This is a genomic window from Streptomyces griseorubiginosus, from assembly GCF_017614965.1.
Lineage (GTDB): Bacteria > Actinomycetota > Actinomycetes > Streptomycetales > Streptomycetaceae > Streptomyces > Streptomyces griseorubiginosus_B.
This window is the reverse complement of sequence record NZ_WVUG01000055.1, coordinates 1-14,893: the sequence shown is the minus strand read 5'-3', so window position 1 is coordinate 14,893 and position 14,893 is coordinate 1. Positions and strand designations below refer to the sequence as shown.

Genomic DNA, 14,893 nt, shown 5'->3' with positions numbered 1-14,893 from the left:
CTCCCCTCCCTCCGCCGGACATAGAGGGTGTCATCGCGAGCGGCGGACGGAAGGGGGGCGGGTGTGCCGGAGGACGGAACACCTGGCGGGGGCCTCGGGCCCGAGGAGCGGCTTCGCGCGCTGTACACGGCGCACTACGGGCGGGTGCTCGGCTTCGCCCGGCGCCGTGCCGCGGACGCGGAGAGCGCGCAGGACGCGGTGGCCGAGACGTTCCTGGTCGCCTGGCGCCGGATCGACAAGGTGCCGCGGGAGCCGGAGGAGGCGCTGCCGTGGCTGTTCGCCGTGGCCCGCAACATCCTCGCCAACCAGTCCCGCGGTGAGCGCCGCGGTGGCCGGCTGGCCGCCCGTCTCGGCCGCACGGCACCCGTGACGGCCGCGGTGCCCGACCACGCCGGGGGAGTGGTCGAGGCGCTGCACGTGCGGGAGGCGCTGGCCGCGCTGTCGGAACGCGACCAGGAGACCCTGCGGCTCATCGGCTGGGACGGCCTCGACACGGCCGCCGCCGCACGGGTGGTGGGGTGCTCGGCCCGCGCCTTCGCGGTACGGCTGCACCGCGCGCGGCGCCGCCTGGAAAGGGAGTTGACCCGGCGGGAGGAACCGGCCGAACGGCCGCTCGCCGTGACGAAGGGGGAGCGGGAATGAGGACGCGCGCGGATTCGGCCGAGACGGAGCAGCGGGTACGACGGCTGCTGGGCCCGGCGGACCCGGTGACCGGCGAGGCCGCGCCGGACGAGGCGGTGCTGGAGCGGATCCTGGCCGAGGATCCGCGGGCGCGCGGGGGGCGCCCGCGGGCGTACCGGCCGCCGCGGCGGCGCTGGGTCGTCGGTGTCGCCGTCGTGGGCGTCCTGGGAGTCGGCGGGCTGGCCGCGCAGGCCGCCGGGGTCATCCCGGACGACGTGGGCTTCGGGCTCGGCCGGGCGGGCGGCCCGGGCGGTCTGTCGCCGGACACCGGCAGGGCGCGACTGCTCTTCTCCGCGGCCACGCCGGACGGACTGCGCATGCAGTACTGGGAGGCGCCCAACAGGTCCGGGGGCCCGTGCCACTACATGCGCGTGCTGGAGCCGGACGGGCGGCCGACGGACTCCGGCGGCTGGTCGGAGTGCTCCCGGGGCGGCGGCTCGGGCCGTGCACCCGCGCTGTGGTCCACCGTGGACACCAACGCCCTGTCCGGGTGGGTCGCCGTCTACGGCCGCGCACCCGGGGCGGCCGTCGCCGTCCGGGTCGTGTGGGAGGACGGAACGCGTGACGGACCGATAAATCTCGGCCGGGATCGATACTTCGTGACGTTCCTTCCGTATAACTCTCGTAGCAGCAACGAGGAGTGGGCACGGCAGTACCGGACCGAGGCACTCGACGCGCGCGGGCGGGTGGTCGCGGTGGTGTACTCCGACCGCTAGCCGAAAGCGGACCACCGGCGGTCACTTGACGCGACCGCCGGTAACCGAATTGAATACGGCGCTTGTCAGTTGTGACGACGTTGTGAAAGGCTCGGGTTCCCGCGAGGTTCCCCACAACTCCGTTGCCAATCAGGTGAGTTGACCTCGCTCGTGGATGCAGGAGACCCATGCCCGACCTGCCGACCCCGAAGGACGCCGCCGAGGCCGCGCTGTTCTCCGAGTGCTGGGACGCGGTGCTTTCCTACGCCGATCTGTGCACGGCCGGCGCCGAAGCGGCCACCCAACTGGCCACCGAGGCCTTCGCGCTCGGCATGCGCGAGGTCCGCGTCGGCGACGGCGGCTCGGCCAAAAGCGCCGGCCGCCGCTCCCGACTCCCCATGATCCCCCTGCTGTTGACCGCCGTACGCACCACGGCGGCCGCCTGGGAGGAGAGCGGGCGGGGGCACGACCTCGACCCCGACCTGCGGCTGTGGCTCCACTCGGACAAGGCCGCCCGCTACACCGGGCCCCCGCTGCAGCGCCCGCTCGCCCTGCGCGGTCTGCGCGACCTCCAGGAGGCCGACGCCGCGCTGCTGTGGCTCGCCGAGGTGGAGGCGCTGCCGACGTCCGTGGTCGCCCGCCGCCTCGCACTCGATCCGGCCCTCGTCGGCGAGGAACTCGCCCAGGTGCGCGGCCTGTTCCGGGACCGCTGCCACCGCGCCCACCTCGACACGCCGATGGACGCGGACTGCCGCAGCTACGCCCGGCTGCTGGACGCGGTCACCCGCTCGCCCGCCGCCGACATCCCCGCCGACCTCTCCCGCCACCTCGCCACCTGCGTGGACTGCGCCGAGGCCGCCGCCTGTCTGCGCCCGCACGGCGGCGGACTGCCCGCCGCCCTCGCCGGCGGGGTGATCGGCTGGGGCGGCCTCGCCTACCTGGAGCGCCGGCGACGGGCCGCCGAGGTCCGCCTCGGCGCGGGACGCCCGGAGCCGGCCGACGGGGACGGCGGCCGGCCCGTGACGGGCGCCCAGCGCGCCCGCGTCCTGCGCAACGGTCTGCTCGTCGCCGCCGTGGTGGTGTCGCTGCTCGCGCTGGCCGTCTCGCTGATGCCGTTCGGCGGCGACAAGGGCACCGCGGCGAGCGGTGATCCGAGCGACAGCAGCCCCGTGGCGGCCCCCGCCCCGTCCGTGCCGGACCTCAGCCCGCCGGCGACCACGGCGTCCGCCACGGCTACCCCGAGCCCGGGCGTGACGGCCTCGGCGACCAGGCACGCAGGCGACAAGAACCCCGACCCCGAACCGCAGGGCACGTCCTCCTCGACGGCCGGTACGGGCTCGGCGGACCGCTCCCCGACGACCTGCACCTACTCCTACGACCTGGTCAACCAGTGGCCCGACGGCTTCCAGGCCACCCTCTCCGTCACCACCGCCGACGCGCTCGCCGACTGGAGCGTCGCCTGGTCCTTCCGGGACGGTCAGAAGGTGACCCAGATGTGGGACGCCAGCTTCGGCCAGAACGACTCCCGGGTCACCGCCAAGGCCGCCGACTACAACCGGTCCGTCCCCGCCGACGGCACCCTCTCCTTCGGCTTCCTCGCCTCCTGGAAGGGCAAGAACGCCCCGGCGTACGACGTGACGCTCAACGGACACAGCTGCGCGAAAAGCAGTTGACGCGCTTCCGCCGTGACGGGCTGCCGGAGATCATTCGCAGTGCTCGGGCTGTCGCTGGAGCCGCGGGCTGATCATGGGGTGCCGGGACTGACGGCTAGGGTGGTGCGGGCAGCGTTCCCGAAGGGGACGCTCGCGGTGCGGATCCCGGAGGCGTTGGGCCCGCTGTTTGAGGACGAGGCGTTCGCTGTCCGGGGACGTCCGTGTGTCTCGCCAGGGGCGTTGGCCTTGGTCTCGCTCGCACCCGGTTCCTCGATGCCGCGAAGGCCTTCGTCGAGGAGCACGGGCAGGCCTTCGCCGACCGCTTCGGGACCGGTCCGAGCAGCCACGCCGCCTGATGCCGCCCGTTGTGCTCATTGACGAGCGATGGCTGCTTGATATCGCGCAGAACGTCGTGCCCGGTGACCCCGACGTGACCGTCTACGGCGCACTGGCGGCCGCCGTCGCCCGCCACCGACATTAGGTCGTGGGCACCCTTGTCTACCCGGCTGCGCACCACCGGGCCGCGGCCCTCCTGCATGCCCTAGCACGGATTCCTGCGCTTGAGCACTCGAACGAGCTCTTCGCCGCGCAGGTCGCGTACGCCTACCTCCACGCCAGCGGCATCCAGGTCAAGGTCGGCAGCCAAGAGGCGATCGGGTTGGTCATCGACGCCGTCGAGGGACGCCGCGACGTGCGCCAGGTCGCCGATGCGCTGAAGAACTGGTGCTGATCAGCCAAGACGGCCCAGAGGAGCGGACCTTCGGCGACTGAGCTGCAGTAGAGTCGGGGACGGGCACGGTGGCTTCCGCTCCGTCAGGATTCTGGGTCTTGCCAGCGGAGCGGCTACCGGCGGCGGCAGAGGAACTCACCGTGCGTCGGTGTGAGGGAAGCGTCCGAGACGATGTCGAAGCCAGCCCGTTCCAGCATGCCCTCCAGGATCCAGGCGTAGGTGGAGAACTCCTCCCGAACGTGCGCCTCGAAGTCCGCCCGGGTGAAGCCCCGGCCGTCAGGGCGCCCCGCGGTGTCGATCCACCGCTGCAGATGCTCCGCCGCGTCGGCGGGCTCGAAGCTGAAGATGACATCCCACAGGTAGAAGGTGCCGCCCGGCCGCAGCATGCCGGCCACGTTGAGGAGCGCCTGCTGTTTCCAGAAGTCCGGGAGCTGGTGCAGGGCCGACCGGGTCGTCACGACGTCCGCGGGCCCCGCGGGGTGGGCGTAGTCCAAAAATCCGGCCTGGTGCCAGTGTGCGCCGACACCGGCCCGTTCCGCTCTGGCCCGGGCGAAGGCGAGCATCTCCTGCGAGACGTCGACGCCGTGGGCCTCGGCCCCGCGTCGTGCCGCCTGGACCACCAGCGAGCCGGTGCCGCAGGCCAGATCGACCAAGCGGATGCCGGTGACGACGCCGAGCCGGTCGAGCAGCGCGTCGTCGGCGTCCGAGTCCGTGCCCTGGTTGCGGTCGTAGGCGGCCACCGCGGCTGGGCTGCCCAGGTCGACGCCGGCGGGCTCGTATTCGCGGAAGAACCATGCAGGACCTGGGCGAGTGGTGTCGCTTCGTGGCATGACCTGTTTGTAGGGTCCGGGCAGACCCAACGGCAACAGCAACATCCGCAGCATGGCGTTCCAGAAGGTGAAAGATGCAGGACCACGACCAGTACCGGCTCTTCCTCCATCTGGCCTCCACGCTGAGCTTCACCCGAACCGCGGCAGACTGCCACGTCAGCCCTGCCACGTTGTCCCGTACCGTGCAGCGGCTGGAGACCTCTACCGGGCATCGGTTACTGGACCGCGGCCCACACGGCGTCGCACTGACCGAGCACGGCCACCGCTTCCGCTGCTACGCGGCCGAAGCCCTGGAGCTGTGGGGCCGTTACTGCGACAACGACCTCACACCAGACCAACTCGGCGGCCAACTAAGCGTGTTCGCTTCGGTCACTGCCTGCCAGAGCCTCCTGCCTGACCTGCTCGCACCGCTGCGAGACGCCCATCCCCGGGTGCAGATCTCGGTGCGGACCGGTGACGCGGCAGCCGCCCTCACGCTCCTCGACGACGGTGAGGCCGACCTCGCCGTCGCACCCCTGCCTTCCCGCATTCCGGCAACCCTCCTCGCCCGCGCCGTCGCCCGCACCCCCCTCGTCCTCGTCCGAGCCGACCCACTACGGGCAGACGTGCAGTTTCCCGCTCCCGACGAGCCGTTCGTCCTCCCCAGACAGGGGCTGGTGCGAGACATCGCCAACCGGTGGTTCCGCCGCCTCGGCATCACCCCTCGCATCGCCGCAGAGGCTGATGGACACGAAGCGTTGCTCACTCTGGTCGCTCTCGGCTACGGCACAGGCATCATTCCCGACCTCGTCCTGCAGCACTGCAGCATCCGGCACCGGTTCCATGCCGTCCCGGCCTCGTCCAGCCCCGGCGAACTAACGATCGGTGCGTGCATCCGGCGCACCGATTTGCACCGTCGCTTGATCGCCGTCGCCTGGGCAGTCATAGGACGCGGTGAACCAGGTGCGGTCACAGCAGCTTCCCGGCCCCAACCAGCCGCGCCACTGACCGTGGAACCCGGCGACCACCCAAGGTGATGCTCGGGCCACTGGCCTGGCGACTCGCAGCCCCGGGTCACCGCCCAGGGGGACATCACAGCCAAGATGCTCCCTGCGCACCACAACACCGAACCGGAAAGGCTTACGCCGCAGGACGCCATCCTGATCGCGGTGACCGCCGCCTCGGCGGGACCGTCCCCTCCACGACATGGGAGCCCTGCTGTGCGGCATGAGCCCGGGCATGCCCACCAACCCCTTCCCTTCGCTCGTCGAGACCATCTGAGTAGACGCCCCGAGGCCGCGTCCAAGGTCCTCGCGGACGACGAATCGTTGTCCTTCTTCCCTGACTGTGGCCCCCGTGATGCCGTGCGGGAGTGTGGCCGACACGGTGCCGCTGGAAGACCTGACGGCCTGCTGGCGCACCGCGGGCCCAGGTACGGCAGTGGGCTTTGGACCCGTGTCGGCGAGTGGAAGGCGAGATGGACGCCGGTCGCCGTGCGGGCTCTCCATCATTGAGACCCTGCGCGAGCGCTGGGCGCCCTCGAAGGGTCTGGAAGATCACCTGCCAGTGGCCCGCGTGGGGACTGGTGCGAGGTGCAGCCCCCTCGCGTCCTGCTGCTGACATTTCCTCTTCTGCTGTTATGGCGCCGGCCCAGCATCACTGGCTCAGCGCCGCCGCAGCAAGGTCATTTGATCTAGACGACGGAGCTGCTGACGGTGATCATTCGCCAGAGTCATCCCAGCCATGGGATGCATGGCCTCGCTATGTCTACCGGCGGTAGAATCGACTTCATGAGCAAGCCGACGAGCATCAAGACCAGTGAAGAGGTACGCGACCGGCTGCGCATCCTCGCGCAGGAGCGCGGCACCACCATCACGGAGTTGCTGGAGGACCTCGCCACGCGCGAGCTCACAGCAGCAGAACGCGAACAGCGCGCCCTTGAAGCTGCCCGTGAACTCGGCGTTGAGTACACCGCACAGGTCCAGCAGGCCGGCCAGGACGCCTGGGCGAAGATCCGCGCCCATCAGGGCGGCGCCGCCGCATGAACCTGACGGCCGTCCTGGACCACACCGCCCTGGCCGCCCTCTATCAAGCGGACGCCTTCTTCACCGGTCTCTACATCGAGGCCTCGCGGGGCACGGGACGGGTCATCGTCCCCTCCCTGTCCCTGGTGGCCGCCGAACGGCAGGTGACAGGTGCGGGCAAGCACGGGGCATCCCTGCGCTTTGCGGAGAACGTTCCGTTCACCGCAGCGCACGCGGTGCAGGCTATGGACTGGCGGGAGGTCGACTGGCCGGTGGCGCACGCCGCAGCGGTCGCCTGGCAGGCAGCCAAGGCGGGGGAGCCGCTTACCGTTCTATCGCTGAAGCCTGAACTGTACGCGGGCACCGGTATCACTCCGCTCAACCCCACCTGACCCACGGCCGGCCCTGCACACACCAGAACGCACGCACAGAGCGGCGGCCCGATGCCGCAGCTCACCCGGGCTCGGTGCCGTGCATCTCAGCCACGCGCTGGTCATGGACATTGCGAGACTGAAATGTGAAGATCCTTTCACTTTGCCAAGTGCTGTGTGAAGCAAGGATCTTGCACATGAGAAAACGACACAGACCGGCGCCCACCCGTGCGCTGGCCTATGCCGCGTATGCGATGGCCGGCGTGCTGACCGTGGGCCTCGGCTCTCACCTGGCGCCGCTACCACTCGGCCAACTACGTCGACGGCTCACACGATGCGGCCACCGAGCCGTCGCTGATCATCACCTACAACGCGGCCCCGACGGCTCCGACCGGCCTCGATGCCAGTCCGCTCAAGCCCGGAGCCACGCTCACGACAGCCGCTTCCCTCACCCCCACGCTCCAAGCGAAGGTCAACGACGCCGACAACGACTCCTCCCTGGTGACGGAGTTCCAGGTCGAGCCGGACCCCGCCTTCGCCGACACCACCTACACCTGGACCAGCAAGGCCACCGCGTTCGCGCCCGGCACCGTGGCCACCACACAGATCCCCACGGCGTCGGCGGCACCGGACGGCAGCCACCTGCGGATGCGCGCCCGCACCAGCGACGGCATCGACACCTCCGCCTGGTCCGACTGGAAGACCTTCCGCATCGACGCAACGGCGGTACAACCCGCAGACCTGCCCACACAGCTCCAGGCCGGCGCGACGGACACTCCCTCGCCTCTGGTCACCGGCGTCGTCTCCTCACCCAACGGGGGCATGGTCGAGGCACAGTTCCGCCTCGGCACCGCCACCGGAGCCCAGACCCTCGGCTCCCAGCTCGTCGCCGACGGAGAACGGGCGGGCTTCCAGATACCCGCCGACCAGCTCGTCTCCGGCGGCCCGTTCGACTGGTCGATGAGAGCCTGCTACGCCGGCAAGTGCTCCGCCTGGACCACCAAGCTGCCCATCGCTGCTGGCACAAGCGGCGACCCGACCCCGGCTGCCGCCTCCTCCACGGTCGACCTGCCCCTCACCAAAGCCACCGTGTGCACCGACTCCGACACCTGCGTCGGCCAGACCGGCACCGACCTCAAGGTCGGCAGCGTCTCGGGCAAGAACTGGCGCACCTACCTCAAGGCCGACCTGTCCAAAATCCCGGCCGGCGCCCGCGTAACCAACGCCGTCCTCAAACTGCAGACGACCGCCACCACTCCCGGACTGGACGTGCACGCCCTCAACGTGGCCTGGTCCACGACCGGCACGGGGAGCGAACTGGACGCCGTCACCGCACCAGAAGCCAACGTGCTGACAAGAGCCCGCCCGTGAGAACCCAAGCGCCCGCTACTGGTCCACTTTTCAGCCGTCGCCGACACGCGGGGAGCAGAAGGACTCGAGCGAGGTGAAGCTGCCGCCGACGGGACCATCCCCGCGTGCGTGGGGAGCAGATCGGCGCCGAGTTCCGCTGACAGCGCGACTGGGGACCATCCCCGCGGACGCGGGGATGGTCCCAGGGTGAGGTCGCCCTCGAGGCCCTGCCGTTTCTGCTCCCCGCGTCCACGGGGATGGTCCCGTGTAGGTGCCCGGCTTGCCGACCTGCACCAGCTGCTCCCCGCACCAGCGGGGATGGTCTCCTGGAGGCGGACCTCGACCACCTCGCAGCTGACTGCTGGACACTGTGAAGGTCCAGCACCGGCGTAGCAGAGCGGTGCGGGGCCTTCACGCGCGTAGTGCTTAACACCCTGCCAGGGCGCCCGGTTACAGTGTCGGCTCCAGCAACCCGCCTCCTGCCCGCACCCGTCTCGCTCACGCTGCGTTGCTCGCCGAACTTGCCGCACCACAACGGCCGTGGCCTGCGGGGAGCCCGGCCTCGCTCGTAGCTCCGGGGCGCCAGGGTCGGCTACGACGGGTTCCTCGTGCTCGCCGCTCGAGCAGGGCGGCAGGTTCGAAAAACGCGCAGGCCGCGTCCTAGAGCCCGAGCCAGCAGTGACCCGACCGGGCGGCCGGTGGGACCCAGGCCCAGTTGATCGACCCGCGTCCTGACCGGATCCAAGAACGCCGGGACGGTGGCGAACAACTCGGCGCTCTGCCGCTGGCGTAGCGCGCCCGTGGCGGCCGGCCACCAGTATCCGGAAATGCGGCGTCGGGCTCACCGGCAGTAGCCAGCAGCGCGATCAGGTTAAGCAGGCGGCCAAGGTCAGCGGGTGGCGGCCAGCGCTCCCACAACTGCGAAAAGAGCAGCCAGCCCGAAGGGGATGTCCGATGACCAGCAGCGACGAATTCCGTACGTCAGCTCACTCTCTTTCACCACTGACAAGTCACGAGCAGGAGCCACCCGTCCCCCTATTTCGACCGCCGCTCGCTCGCTCGTTTTGAAGAATGCATCAACGAACGATCCACCAAAAGCGAAACCTCGAACGACTTCCCCTTGAAGGGTTTCGATCTCCAGTCCCCCGGTGGGCGCCACGCGTACGTCCCGTACGCAGGCGTACGGGATCCGGTAGAACCTGATGAGGTTCTCCACCCGCATTGAATCGGGCAGCAGCACTACTCCGCAGCTGCCGATTCGTCGCAGGAGCGCTGTGACCGCCAGCATCGCAGCTGCCACAAAAAAATGTCGGGATAGTTCTCGTGTGCTAGGAAAGCGAGCAGCACCAGGAGGTACAGGCTCCAGAGAAGGGCGATCCCACCCCAGGTCAGGACTGGCCAGGACCGGCGGCGCAGAACGCGCCGCCGGATCTCAGGCTGAATGTTCCGTTGCGCCATGCCTTAACACCCTCCGCCAGCGAATGCACTGGCAGACACCTCGCGGTCGACACGAAGGGCTTCCCCGTAATGATCATGGTGACGCCCGCCGACATGCAGGACCGGGACGCCGCCCGCGAACTGCTCTGGCGCCTTCGCCTCACGCACCCGCAGATCACCCAGGTCTGGGCCGACTCCGCCTACGCCGGCCGACTCGTCACCTGGGCCGAGGACTTCCTCCACATCACCCTCAAAACTGTCTCTCGCCCCAAAGGAGCCAAAGGGTTCGTCGTCCTCCCGCGTCGCTGGCGCGTCGAACGCACGCTGGGGTGGATCATGAACGCCCGCCGCAACGCGCGAGATTATGAACGCCTCCCGCAGCATTCCGAGGCTCATCTGAACTGGTCGCTCATCACCCTCATGACCAGGCGGCTGACCCGGAAGAAGCCCGCTCCCAACTGGACGAGGAAACCTGCGCCGCCAGCATGAGTACACGGTGAGAGCCGAATATGTCAGTGCCGACTGGCAGGATCCGCCGCATGACTTCCTCGATATCTGATTCCTGGACCCGCATCGAGACATGGCTCGCCAACAACGCACCGCGCACGTTCGCCGAGCTGGCGCCCCCCGCCGAGCGCGTGGAGATCGCGATGGCAGAAGAGGCCATCGGCCTGGCCTTCCCCCGTCCACTGTCGGAGTCCCTCCTTCGGCATGACGGCACAGCAGACGGCGTCCTGTTACCACCGTTTTGGATGATGCTGAGCACACAGCACATCGTGGACGCCTGGAAGAGACGGACCGACATCCATGGCCCGGAACGGCCGGACGCCGAGACGGGCGATCCCGAAGGCGAGTACGGGCCATGGTGGCACCGGCAGTGGATCCCCTTCGCCGCGGACGGCGCCGGCGACTATCTGGTGATCGATCAGCGTCCGACACGGCGGCACGGACGGATCGGAGATGCTGACCACGAGGATGGCTGCCACTTCAATCCGCACCCGATGTGGACCTCCCTGCCAGAGCTGCTTGACATGACGGCCACGGCAATCGAGACCGGCAATCTTCTGGACTGCTACGAACGAGTCGTCATCGATGAGCGAGAGCTGACATGGGAGTTTTGACTGGACGCTAAGCAGGTTCAAAAACACTCACTCAGAAAGGTTTTCACTCTGCGTCTACAGAACGAGCCCAATACTCCCGGATCAGAACCAACTTATTTTCGAAGGTGTCATCATAGCTGCGACTGGTGAAAGCGCCCGGTACCCCAAGTGAACGCCCTCGCCGGCGAACGACGCGCAATTCCCACCACTCAGCACTTCGCCCCTGATGGCGACGCTTCTCAACGTCGGCAACCTCAGACCATGGGATCATCCGACGGCTAAAGAAGGTGTGAAATTGAATTCCATCAGAAGCGAGAAGAGTTCGACCGCACGCCCGATTGATCATGTAAGTGACCGAGAGTAGCCAGAAGAAAGTTACAACAATTACCCAGGTAAATTTTTTACCTATCGCGGTCAACGTTATGGCTAACCCGGCAAAAATTACAGTCAGGTATCCAGTCCACCACCAGTTCCTACGCCGCGCGGAAGAATCCAGGGCAATCCAGGTTTGAGGCATGAGCGGATCCTACATCCCTAGGTTTCGAGGTGGAAAGAGCGGGCCCGCTGACTGTGGCGGTCTGCTCATCTTCAACCATGAGAAGTGGAGGCCCGTCAGGCTGGCGGGCCCCCACTTCTGCTCATTCAGGGCTAGATGTCCTCGACTACCTTGCTTCGCATTCAGTCATCGTCGCTTCTGGAAGACTTCAAGTGGCCCCCAGTAAGGGTTCCGATTGCGGTAAAGCCGATCGAGCTCACATCGGACATGCGTGGTATGCCATGGGCTGCACCTGCAAGTGCGGCGTCAGCTATGGAACGCAAGGCCACCGACATCGCGCACCCCATCAACGTCCTCGAAGACGCCGGCCTGCTGCACCGGAATGCCGACGTCTTCCGCGACAACCGTCCCACCTACCGCATCGCCGAGCCACTGATCGGCTTCTACCACGCCATCATGCGACCGGTCTGGGACCAGTTGGAACGGCCCGGCAACGCGTCCCGGGTCTGGCGGGCCAGTCGTCGTCGCTTCACCAGTAACGTCCTCGGTCCTCACTTCGAGGTGGATTTGGCGGTCCTCGCCATCGCAGACGGCTCCAGGCCACCGCTCCTCGCCATCGGCGAGGCCAAATGGAACGACACCATGGGTATGGCCCACATCGAGCGCCTCCAGCAGATTCGTGAGCTCATCACCAAGGCGGGGCGCTACGACACCACTGGTACCCGACTGCTGTGTCTCAGCGGCGCCGGCTTCAACGACACGGCATACGCGGCCGCATGACCCGTGCACATGGGTTGCCGTAATTCGGTGGCGGCGCGGCCCGACCGTCTCTAGTGTCAGTGCTGTTCGAGCGGTGATCGGAGGTCACCGCGGGTGACCGGCTTGGTTGGGGAGGTGTGACCGATGGCTGTCATTGAGACGGGCGCTGCCCGCATCCGGAAGTTCGTCAAGTCCACCTCCGTGGTTTCCGGCTGACCTCACTCTTCTCCCGCGCCAGAGAGCGCGGTGCCGGGGCCACCTTGTGAAGGGTCACCCCTTGTCTTTTTCTTCTTCGCCGGTTTCGCCGCACCCTCTCGCCGTCTACGGCTGGGACGAGGGCTGGGAAGCCGAGTTCGCTCCCCACGCCGAGCAGGGTCTCCTGCCCGGCCGTGTCGTACGGGTCGACCGCGGCCAGTGCGACGTCATCACCCCGGTCGGCACCGTTCGAGCCGACACCGAGTTCGTCGTTCCCCGTGACCCGATGAAGGTCGTGTGCACGGGGGACTGGGTCGCGGTCGATCCCGAGGGCAGCGATCCGCGGTATGTGCGGACCCTGCTGCCGCGCCGGACTGCCTTTGTGCGCTCCACGTCGTCGAAGCGTTCCGAGGGCCAGGTGCTGGCCGCTAACATCGATCACGTCGTCATCTGTGTGTCGCTCGCGGTCGAACTCGACCTCGGGCGGATCGAGCGGTTCCTGGCGCTGGCCATGTCCAGTTCGAGTGGTGAGGCCCTGCTGCATAAGTCGGCACTCTCCTGGGAGTCGGGCGCCCAGCCCCTGGTCGTCCTCACCAAGGCCGACCTCGTGCCCGACCCGGTGACCCGCTCGCACCTCGTCCACGACGTGGAGCTCACCGCGCCCGGCGTGACCGTTCTGCCGGTCAGCGCGGTCGAGGGGGACGGGCTCGACGTCCTCGTGTCCCTCGTCTCCGGCGGCACGTCCGTGCTGCTCGGCCAGTCCGGTGCCGGCAAGTCGACCCTCGCGAACACGCTCATCGGCGAGGACGTGATGGACGTACGGGCCGCGCGGGACGTCGACGGCAAGGGGCGCCACACCACCACCACGCGCAACCTGCTCACCCTGCCCGGCGGGGGTGTCCTCATCGACACGCCCGGTCTGCGCGGGGTCGGGCTGTACGACGCCGAGAGCGGGGTCGGTCAGGTCTTCAGCGAGATCGAGGAACTGGCCGAGGAGTGCCGTTTCCACGACTGCGCGCACACCGCCGAACCCGGATGCGCGGTGCTGGCGGCCGTCGACGCCGGGGAGCTCGCCGTGCGGCGCCTGGAGAGCTACCGCAAGCTCATCCGCGAGAACCAGTGGATCGTCGCCAAGACGGACGCCCGCCTGCGCGCCGAGATCCGCCGGGACTGGAAGCGGAAGGGGGCGGAGGGCAGGGCGGCCATGGAGGCCAAGCGGGGCCGCCGGCGGTAGCCAACGTCACGTCCGAATCCCGCTGGCCGCGCCTCCCCCTCCAGGCGGAGACTGGACGGCGTGATGGACGAGGACACCAGGTACGAAGCCGTACGCAGCCGGGACGCCCGGTTCGACGGGGAGTTCTTCTTCGCCGTCGAGACCACCGGGATCTACTGCCGGCCCAGCTGCCCCGCGGTGACCCCCAAGCGCCGCAACGTCCGCTTCTTCACGACGGCCGCCGCCGCGCAGGGCTCGGGTTTCCGGGCCTGCCGGCGGTGCCGTCCGGACGCGGTGCCGGGCTCGGCCGAGTGGAACGTGCGCGCGGACGTCGTGGGCCGGGCCATGCGGCTGATCGGCGACGGCGTCGTCGACCGGGAGGGCGTGACCGGGCTCGCGGCGCGGCTCGGCTACAGCGCCCGGCAGGTGCAGCGGCAGCTGACCGCAGAGCTCGGCGCCGGACCGGTCGCCCTGGCCCGCGCCCAGCGGGCGCACACCGCGCGGGTGCTGGTACAGACGACCGATCTGCCGATCACGGAGATCGCGTTCGCGTCCGGGTTCGCCAGTGTGCGGCAGTTCAACGACACGATCCGTGAGGTGTACGCCGCGACGCCCAGCGAGCTGCGGGCCGCAGCGCCGCGGCACCGGGGCCGTCAACAGGCGGTGGGGATCCCGCTGCGGCTCGCCCACCGGGGGCCTTACCAGGCCGCTGCCGCCTTCGACCTGCTCGCGGCCGAGGCCGTGCCCGGCGTGGAGGAGGTCGAGGGGACGCGCGGGCGGCGCACCTACCGTCGTACGCTCCGCCTTCCGCACGGCACGGGCGTCGTCGCCGTCGACGAGCGGCCGGGCATGGTGAGGACCGCGTCCGGTGCCCATCCGGGGGGCTGGCTCGAGGCCCGCTTGCAGCTCGCCGATCCCCGCGATCTGACCACCGCCGTCGGGCGGCTGCGGCGCCTGTTCGACCTGGACGCCGACCCGTACGCCGTCGACGAGCGGCTCGGCGCGGACGCGCGGCTCGCTCCGCTGGTCGCCGCACGGCCGGGACTGCGCTCGCCCGGTGCCGCCGACGCGGAGGAGCTGGCGGTGCGGGCGCTGGTCGGGCCGCGCGAGGCCGAGCGGCTGGTACGGCGCTACGGCAAGGCGCTCGACTCGCCCGCCGGCAGCCTCACCCACCTCTTCCCCGAACCCGCCGTCCTCGCCGAGGCCGAACCCCACGGCCCGCTCGGCGCCCTCGCCGCCGCCCTCGCCGACGGCGCCGTCCGCCTCGACCCCGGCGCCGACCGCGACGACGCCGAGGCGGCGCTGCTCGCCCTGCCCGGACTGGACGCCGCCACGGTCGCCGTCATCCGCACCCGCGCCCTGGGCGACCCCGACGTCGCCC

The 14,893-nt window shown here is 69.4% G+C and carries 15 protein-coding genes and 1 pseudogene; 13 read left to right on the top strand and 3 right to left on the bottom strand.

Annotated elements, in window-relative coordinates; all coding sequences use genetic code 11:
• The first annotated feature begins 63 nt into the window (after window positions 1-63).
• From GRC12_RS13650 to GRC12_RS13635, 4 genes are all read left to right on the top strand, one after another.
• Complete coding sequence (locus tag GRC12_RS13650) at window positions 64-642, top strand: RNA polymerase sigma factor (RefSeq protein ID WP_208779503.1); 579 nt, start codon at window positions 64-66, stop codon at window positions 640-642.
• The gene (locus GRC12_RS13645; RefSeq protein ID WP_208779502.1) at window positions 639-1,397 is read left to right on the top strand and encodes a hypothetical protein; all 759 of its coding nucleotides are present in this window, start codon (window positions 639-641) and stop codon (window positions 1,395-1,397) included. The genes GRC12_RS13650 and GRC12_RS13645 overlap by 4 nt, the downstream gene beginning before the upstream one ends.
• Before the next feature lie 167 nt (window positions 1,398-1,564).
• Entirely contained in the window at window positions 1,565-3,049 is a 1,485-nt protein-coding gene (locus tag GRC12_RS13640) for a cellulose-binding domain-containing protein (RefSeq protein WP_208779501.1), read from the top strand.
• A 463-nt stretch (window positions 3,050-3,512) separates the two neighbouring features.
• The gene (locus GRC12_RS13635) at window positions 3,513-3,758 is read left to right on the top strand and encodes a fic family toxin-antitoxin system, toxin component (RefSeq protein ID WP_244372754.1); all 246 of its coding nucleotides are present in this window, start codon (window positions 3,513-3,515) and stop codon (window positions 3,756-3,758) included.
• Window positions 3,759-3,871: 113 nt separating this feature from the next.
• On the opposite strand, the gene GRC12_RS13630 is transcribed toward GRC12_RS13635, so the two are convergent.
• The gene (locus GRC12_RS13630) at window positions 3,872-4,588 is read right to left on the bottom strand and encodes a class I SAM-dependent methyltransferase (RefSeq protein ID WP_208779500.1); all 717 of its coding nucleotides are present in this window, start codon (window positions 4,586-4,588) and stop codon (window positions 3,872-3,874) included.
• 74 nt (window positions 4,589-4,662) lie between these two features.
• Between GRC12_RS13630 and ilvY the strand changes: the two genes are divergently transcribed.
• From ilvY to GRC12_RS46710, 4 genes are all read left to right on the top strand, one after another.
• Window positions 4,663-5,604, top strand: a complete 942-nt coding sequence (gene ilvY, locus GRC12_RS13625) for an HTH-type transcriptional activator IlvY (RefSeq protein ID WP_208779499.1) — start codon at window positions 4,663-4,665, stop codon at window positions 5,602-5,604.
• Window positions 5,605-6,357: 753 nt separating this feature from the next.
• Complete coding sequence (locus GRC12_RS13620; RefSeq protein ID WP_208779498.1) at window positions 6,358-6,612, top strand: hypothetical protein; 255 nt, start codon at window positions 6,358-6,360, stop codon at window positions 6,610-6,612.
• The gene (locus GRC12_RS13615) at window positions 6,609-6,983 is read left to right on the top strand and encodes a PIN domain-containing protein (protein ID WP_208779497.1); all 375 of its coding nucleotides are present in this window, start codon (window positions 6,609-6,611) and stop codon (window positions 6,981-6,983) included. The genes GRC12_RS13620 and GRC12_RS13615 overlap by 4 nt, the downstream gene beginning before the upstream one ends.
• 480 nt (window positions 6,984-7,463) lie before the next feature.
• A complete protein-coding gene (locus GRC12_RS46710; RefSeq protein WP_208779496.1) occupies window positions 7,464-8,333 on the top strand; it encodes a DNRLRE domain-containing protein in 870 nt (289 codons plus the stop codon).
• Between the two features lie 868 nt (window positions 8,334-9,201).
• Here GRC12_RS46710 and GRC12_RS13605 read toward each other — a convergent pair.
• A complete protein-coding gene (locus GRC12_RS13605) occupies window positions 9,202-9,552 on the bottom strand; it encodes a hypothetical protein (protein WP_208779495.1) in 351 nt (116 codons plus the stop codon).
• Window positions 9,553-9,803: 251 nt separating this feature from the next.
• On the opposite strand from GRC12_RS13605, the pseudogene GRC12_RS13600 reads away from it, so the two are divergent.
• Window positions 9,804-10,235: pseudogene (locus tag GRC12_RS13600) on the top strand (transposase); the annotation flags it as partial.
• 53 nt (window positions 10,236-10,288) lie between these two features.
• Window positions 10,289-10,870: an SMI1/KNR4 family protein gene (locus tag GRC12_RS13595; RefSeq protein ID WP_208779493.1), complete on the top strand. Its 582-nt coding sequence runs from the start codon at window positions 10,289-10,291 to the stop codon at window positions 10,868-10,870.
• 43 nt (window positions 10,871-10,913) lie between these two features.
• Here GRC12_RS13595 and GRC12_RS13590 read toward each other — a convergent pair whose 3' ends face one another.
• On the bottom strand, window positions 10,914-11,366 hold the full coding sequence (locus tag GRC12_RS13590) for a hypothetical protein (RefSeq protein WP_208779492.1): 453 nt from the start codon (window positions 11,364-11,366) through the stop codon (window positions 10,914-10,916).
• Between the two features lie 291 nt (window positions 11,367-11,657).
• Between GRC12_RS13590 and GRC12_RS13585 the strand changes: the two genes are divergently transcribed.
• From GRC12_RS13585 to GRC12_RS13575, 3 genes are all read left to right on the top strand, one after another.
• Complete coding sequence (locus tag GRC12_RS13585; protein WP_244372752.1) at window positions 11,658-12,125, top strand: hypothetical protein; 468 nt, start codon at window positions 11,658-11,660, stop codon at window positions 12,123-12,125.
• 256 nt (window positions 12,126-12,381) lie between these two features.
• Complete coding sequence (gene rsgA, locus GRC12_RS13580; protein WP_244372750.1) at window positions 12,382-13,533, top strand: ribosome small subunit-dependent GTPase A; 1,152 nt, start codon at window positions 12,382-12,384, stop codon at window positions 13,531-13,533.
• A gap of 63 nt (window positions 13,534-13,596) precedes the next feature.
• Window positions 13,597-14,893: bifunctional transcriptional activator/DNA repair enzyme AdaA (locus GRC12_RS13575; RefSeq protein ID WP_208779490.1), on the top strand; the 1,297-nt coding region annotated here is incomplete at its 3' end.

What these genes read in the sequence shown, in the direction of transcription:
- ilvY (WP_208779499.1), top strand. Translation starts at nt 4,663, where the DNA reads ATGCAGGACCACGACCAGTACCGGCTCTTCCTCCATCTGGCCTCCACG.
- GRC12_RS13595 (WP_208779493.1), top strand. Translation starts at nt 10,289, where the DNA reads ATGACTTCCTCGATATCTGATTCCTGGACCCGCATCGAGACATGGCTC.
- GRC12_RS13590 (WP_208779492.1), bottom strand. Translation starts at nt 11,366, where the DNA reads ATGCCTCAAACCTGGATTGCCCTGGATTCTTCCGCGCGGCGTAGGAAC.
- GRC12_RS13585 (WP_244372752.1), top strand. Translation starts at nt 11,658, where the DNA reads ATGGAACGCAAGGCCACCGACATCGCGCACCCCATCAACGTCCTCGAA.
- GRC12_RS13620 (WP_208779498.1), top strand. Translation starts at nt 6,358, where the DNA reads ATGAGCAAGCCGACGAGCATCAAGACCAGTGAAGAGGTACGCGACCGG.
- GRC12_RS13615 (WP_208779497.1), top strand. Translation starts at nt 6,609, where the DNA reads ATGAACCTGACGGCCGTCCTGGACCACACCGCCCTGGCCGCCCTCTAT.
- GRC12_RS13630 (WP_208779500.1), bottom strand. Translation starts at nt 4,588, where the DNA reads ATGCCACGAAGCGACACCACTCGCCCAGGTCCTGCATGGTTCTTCCGC.
- GRC12_RS13645 (WP_208779502.1), top strand. Translation starts at nt 639, where the DNA reads ATGAGGACGCGCGCGGATTCGGCCGAGACGGAGCAGCGGGTACGACGG.
- GRC12_RS13640 (WP_208779501.1), top strand. Translation starts at nt 1,565, where the DNA reads ATGCCCGACCTGCCGACCCCGAAGGACGCCGCCGAGGCCGCGCTGTTC.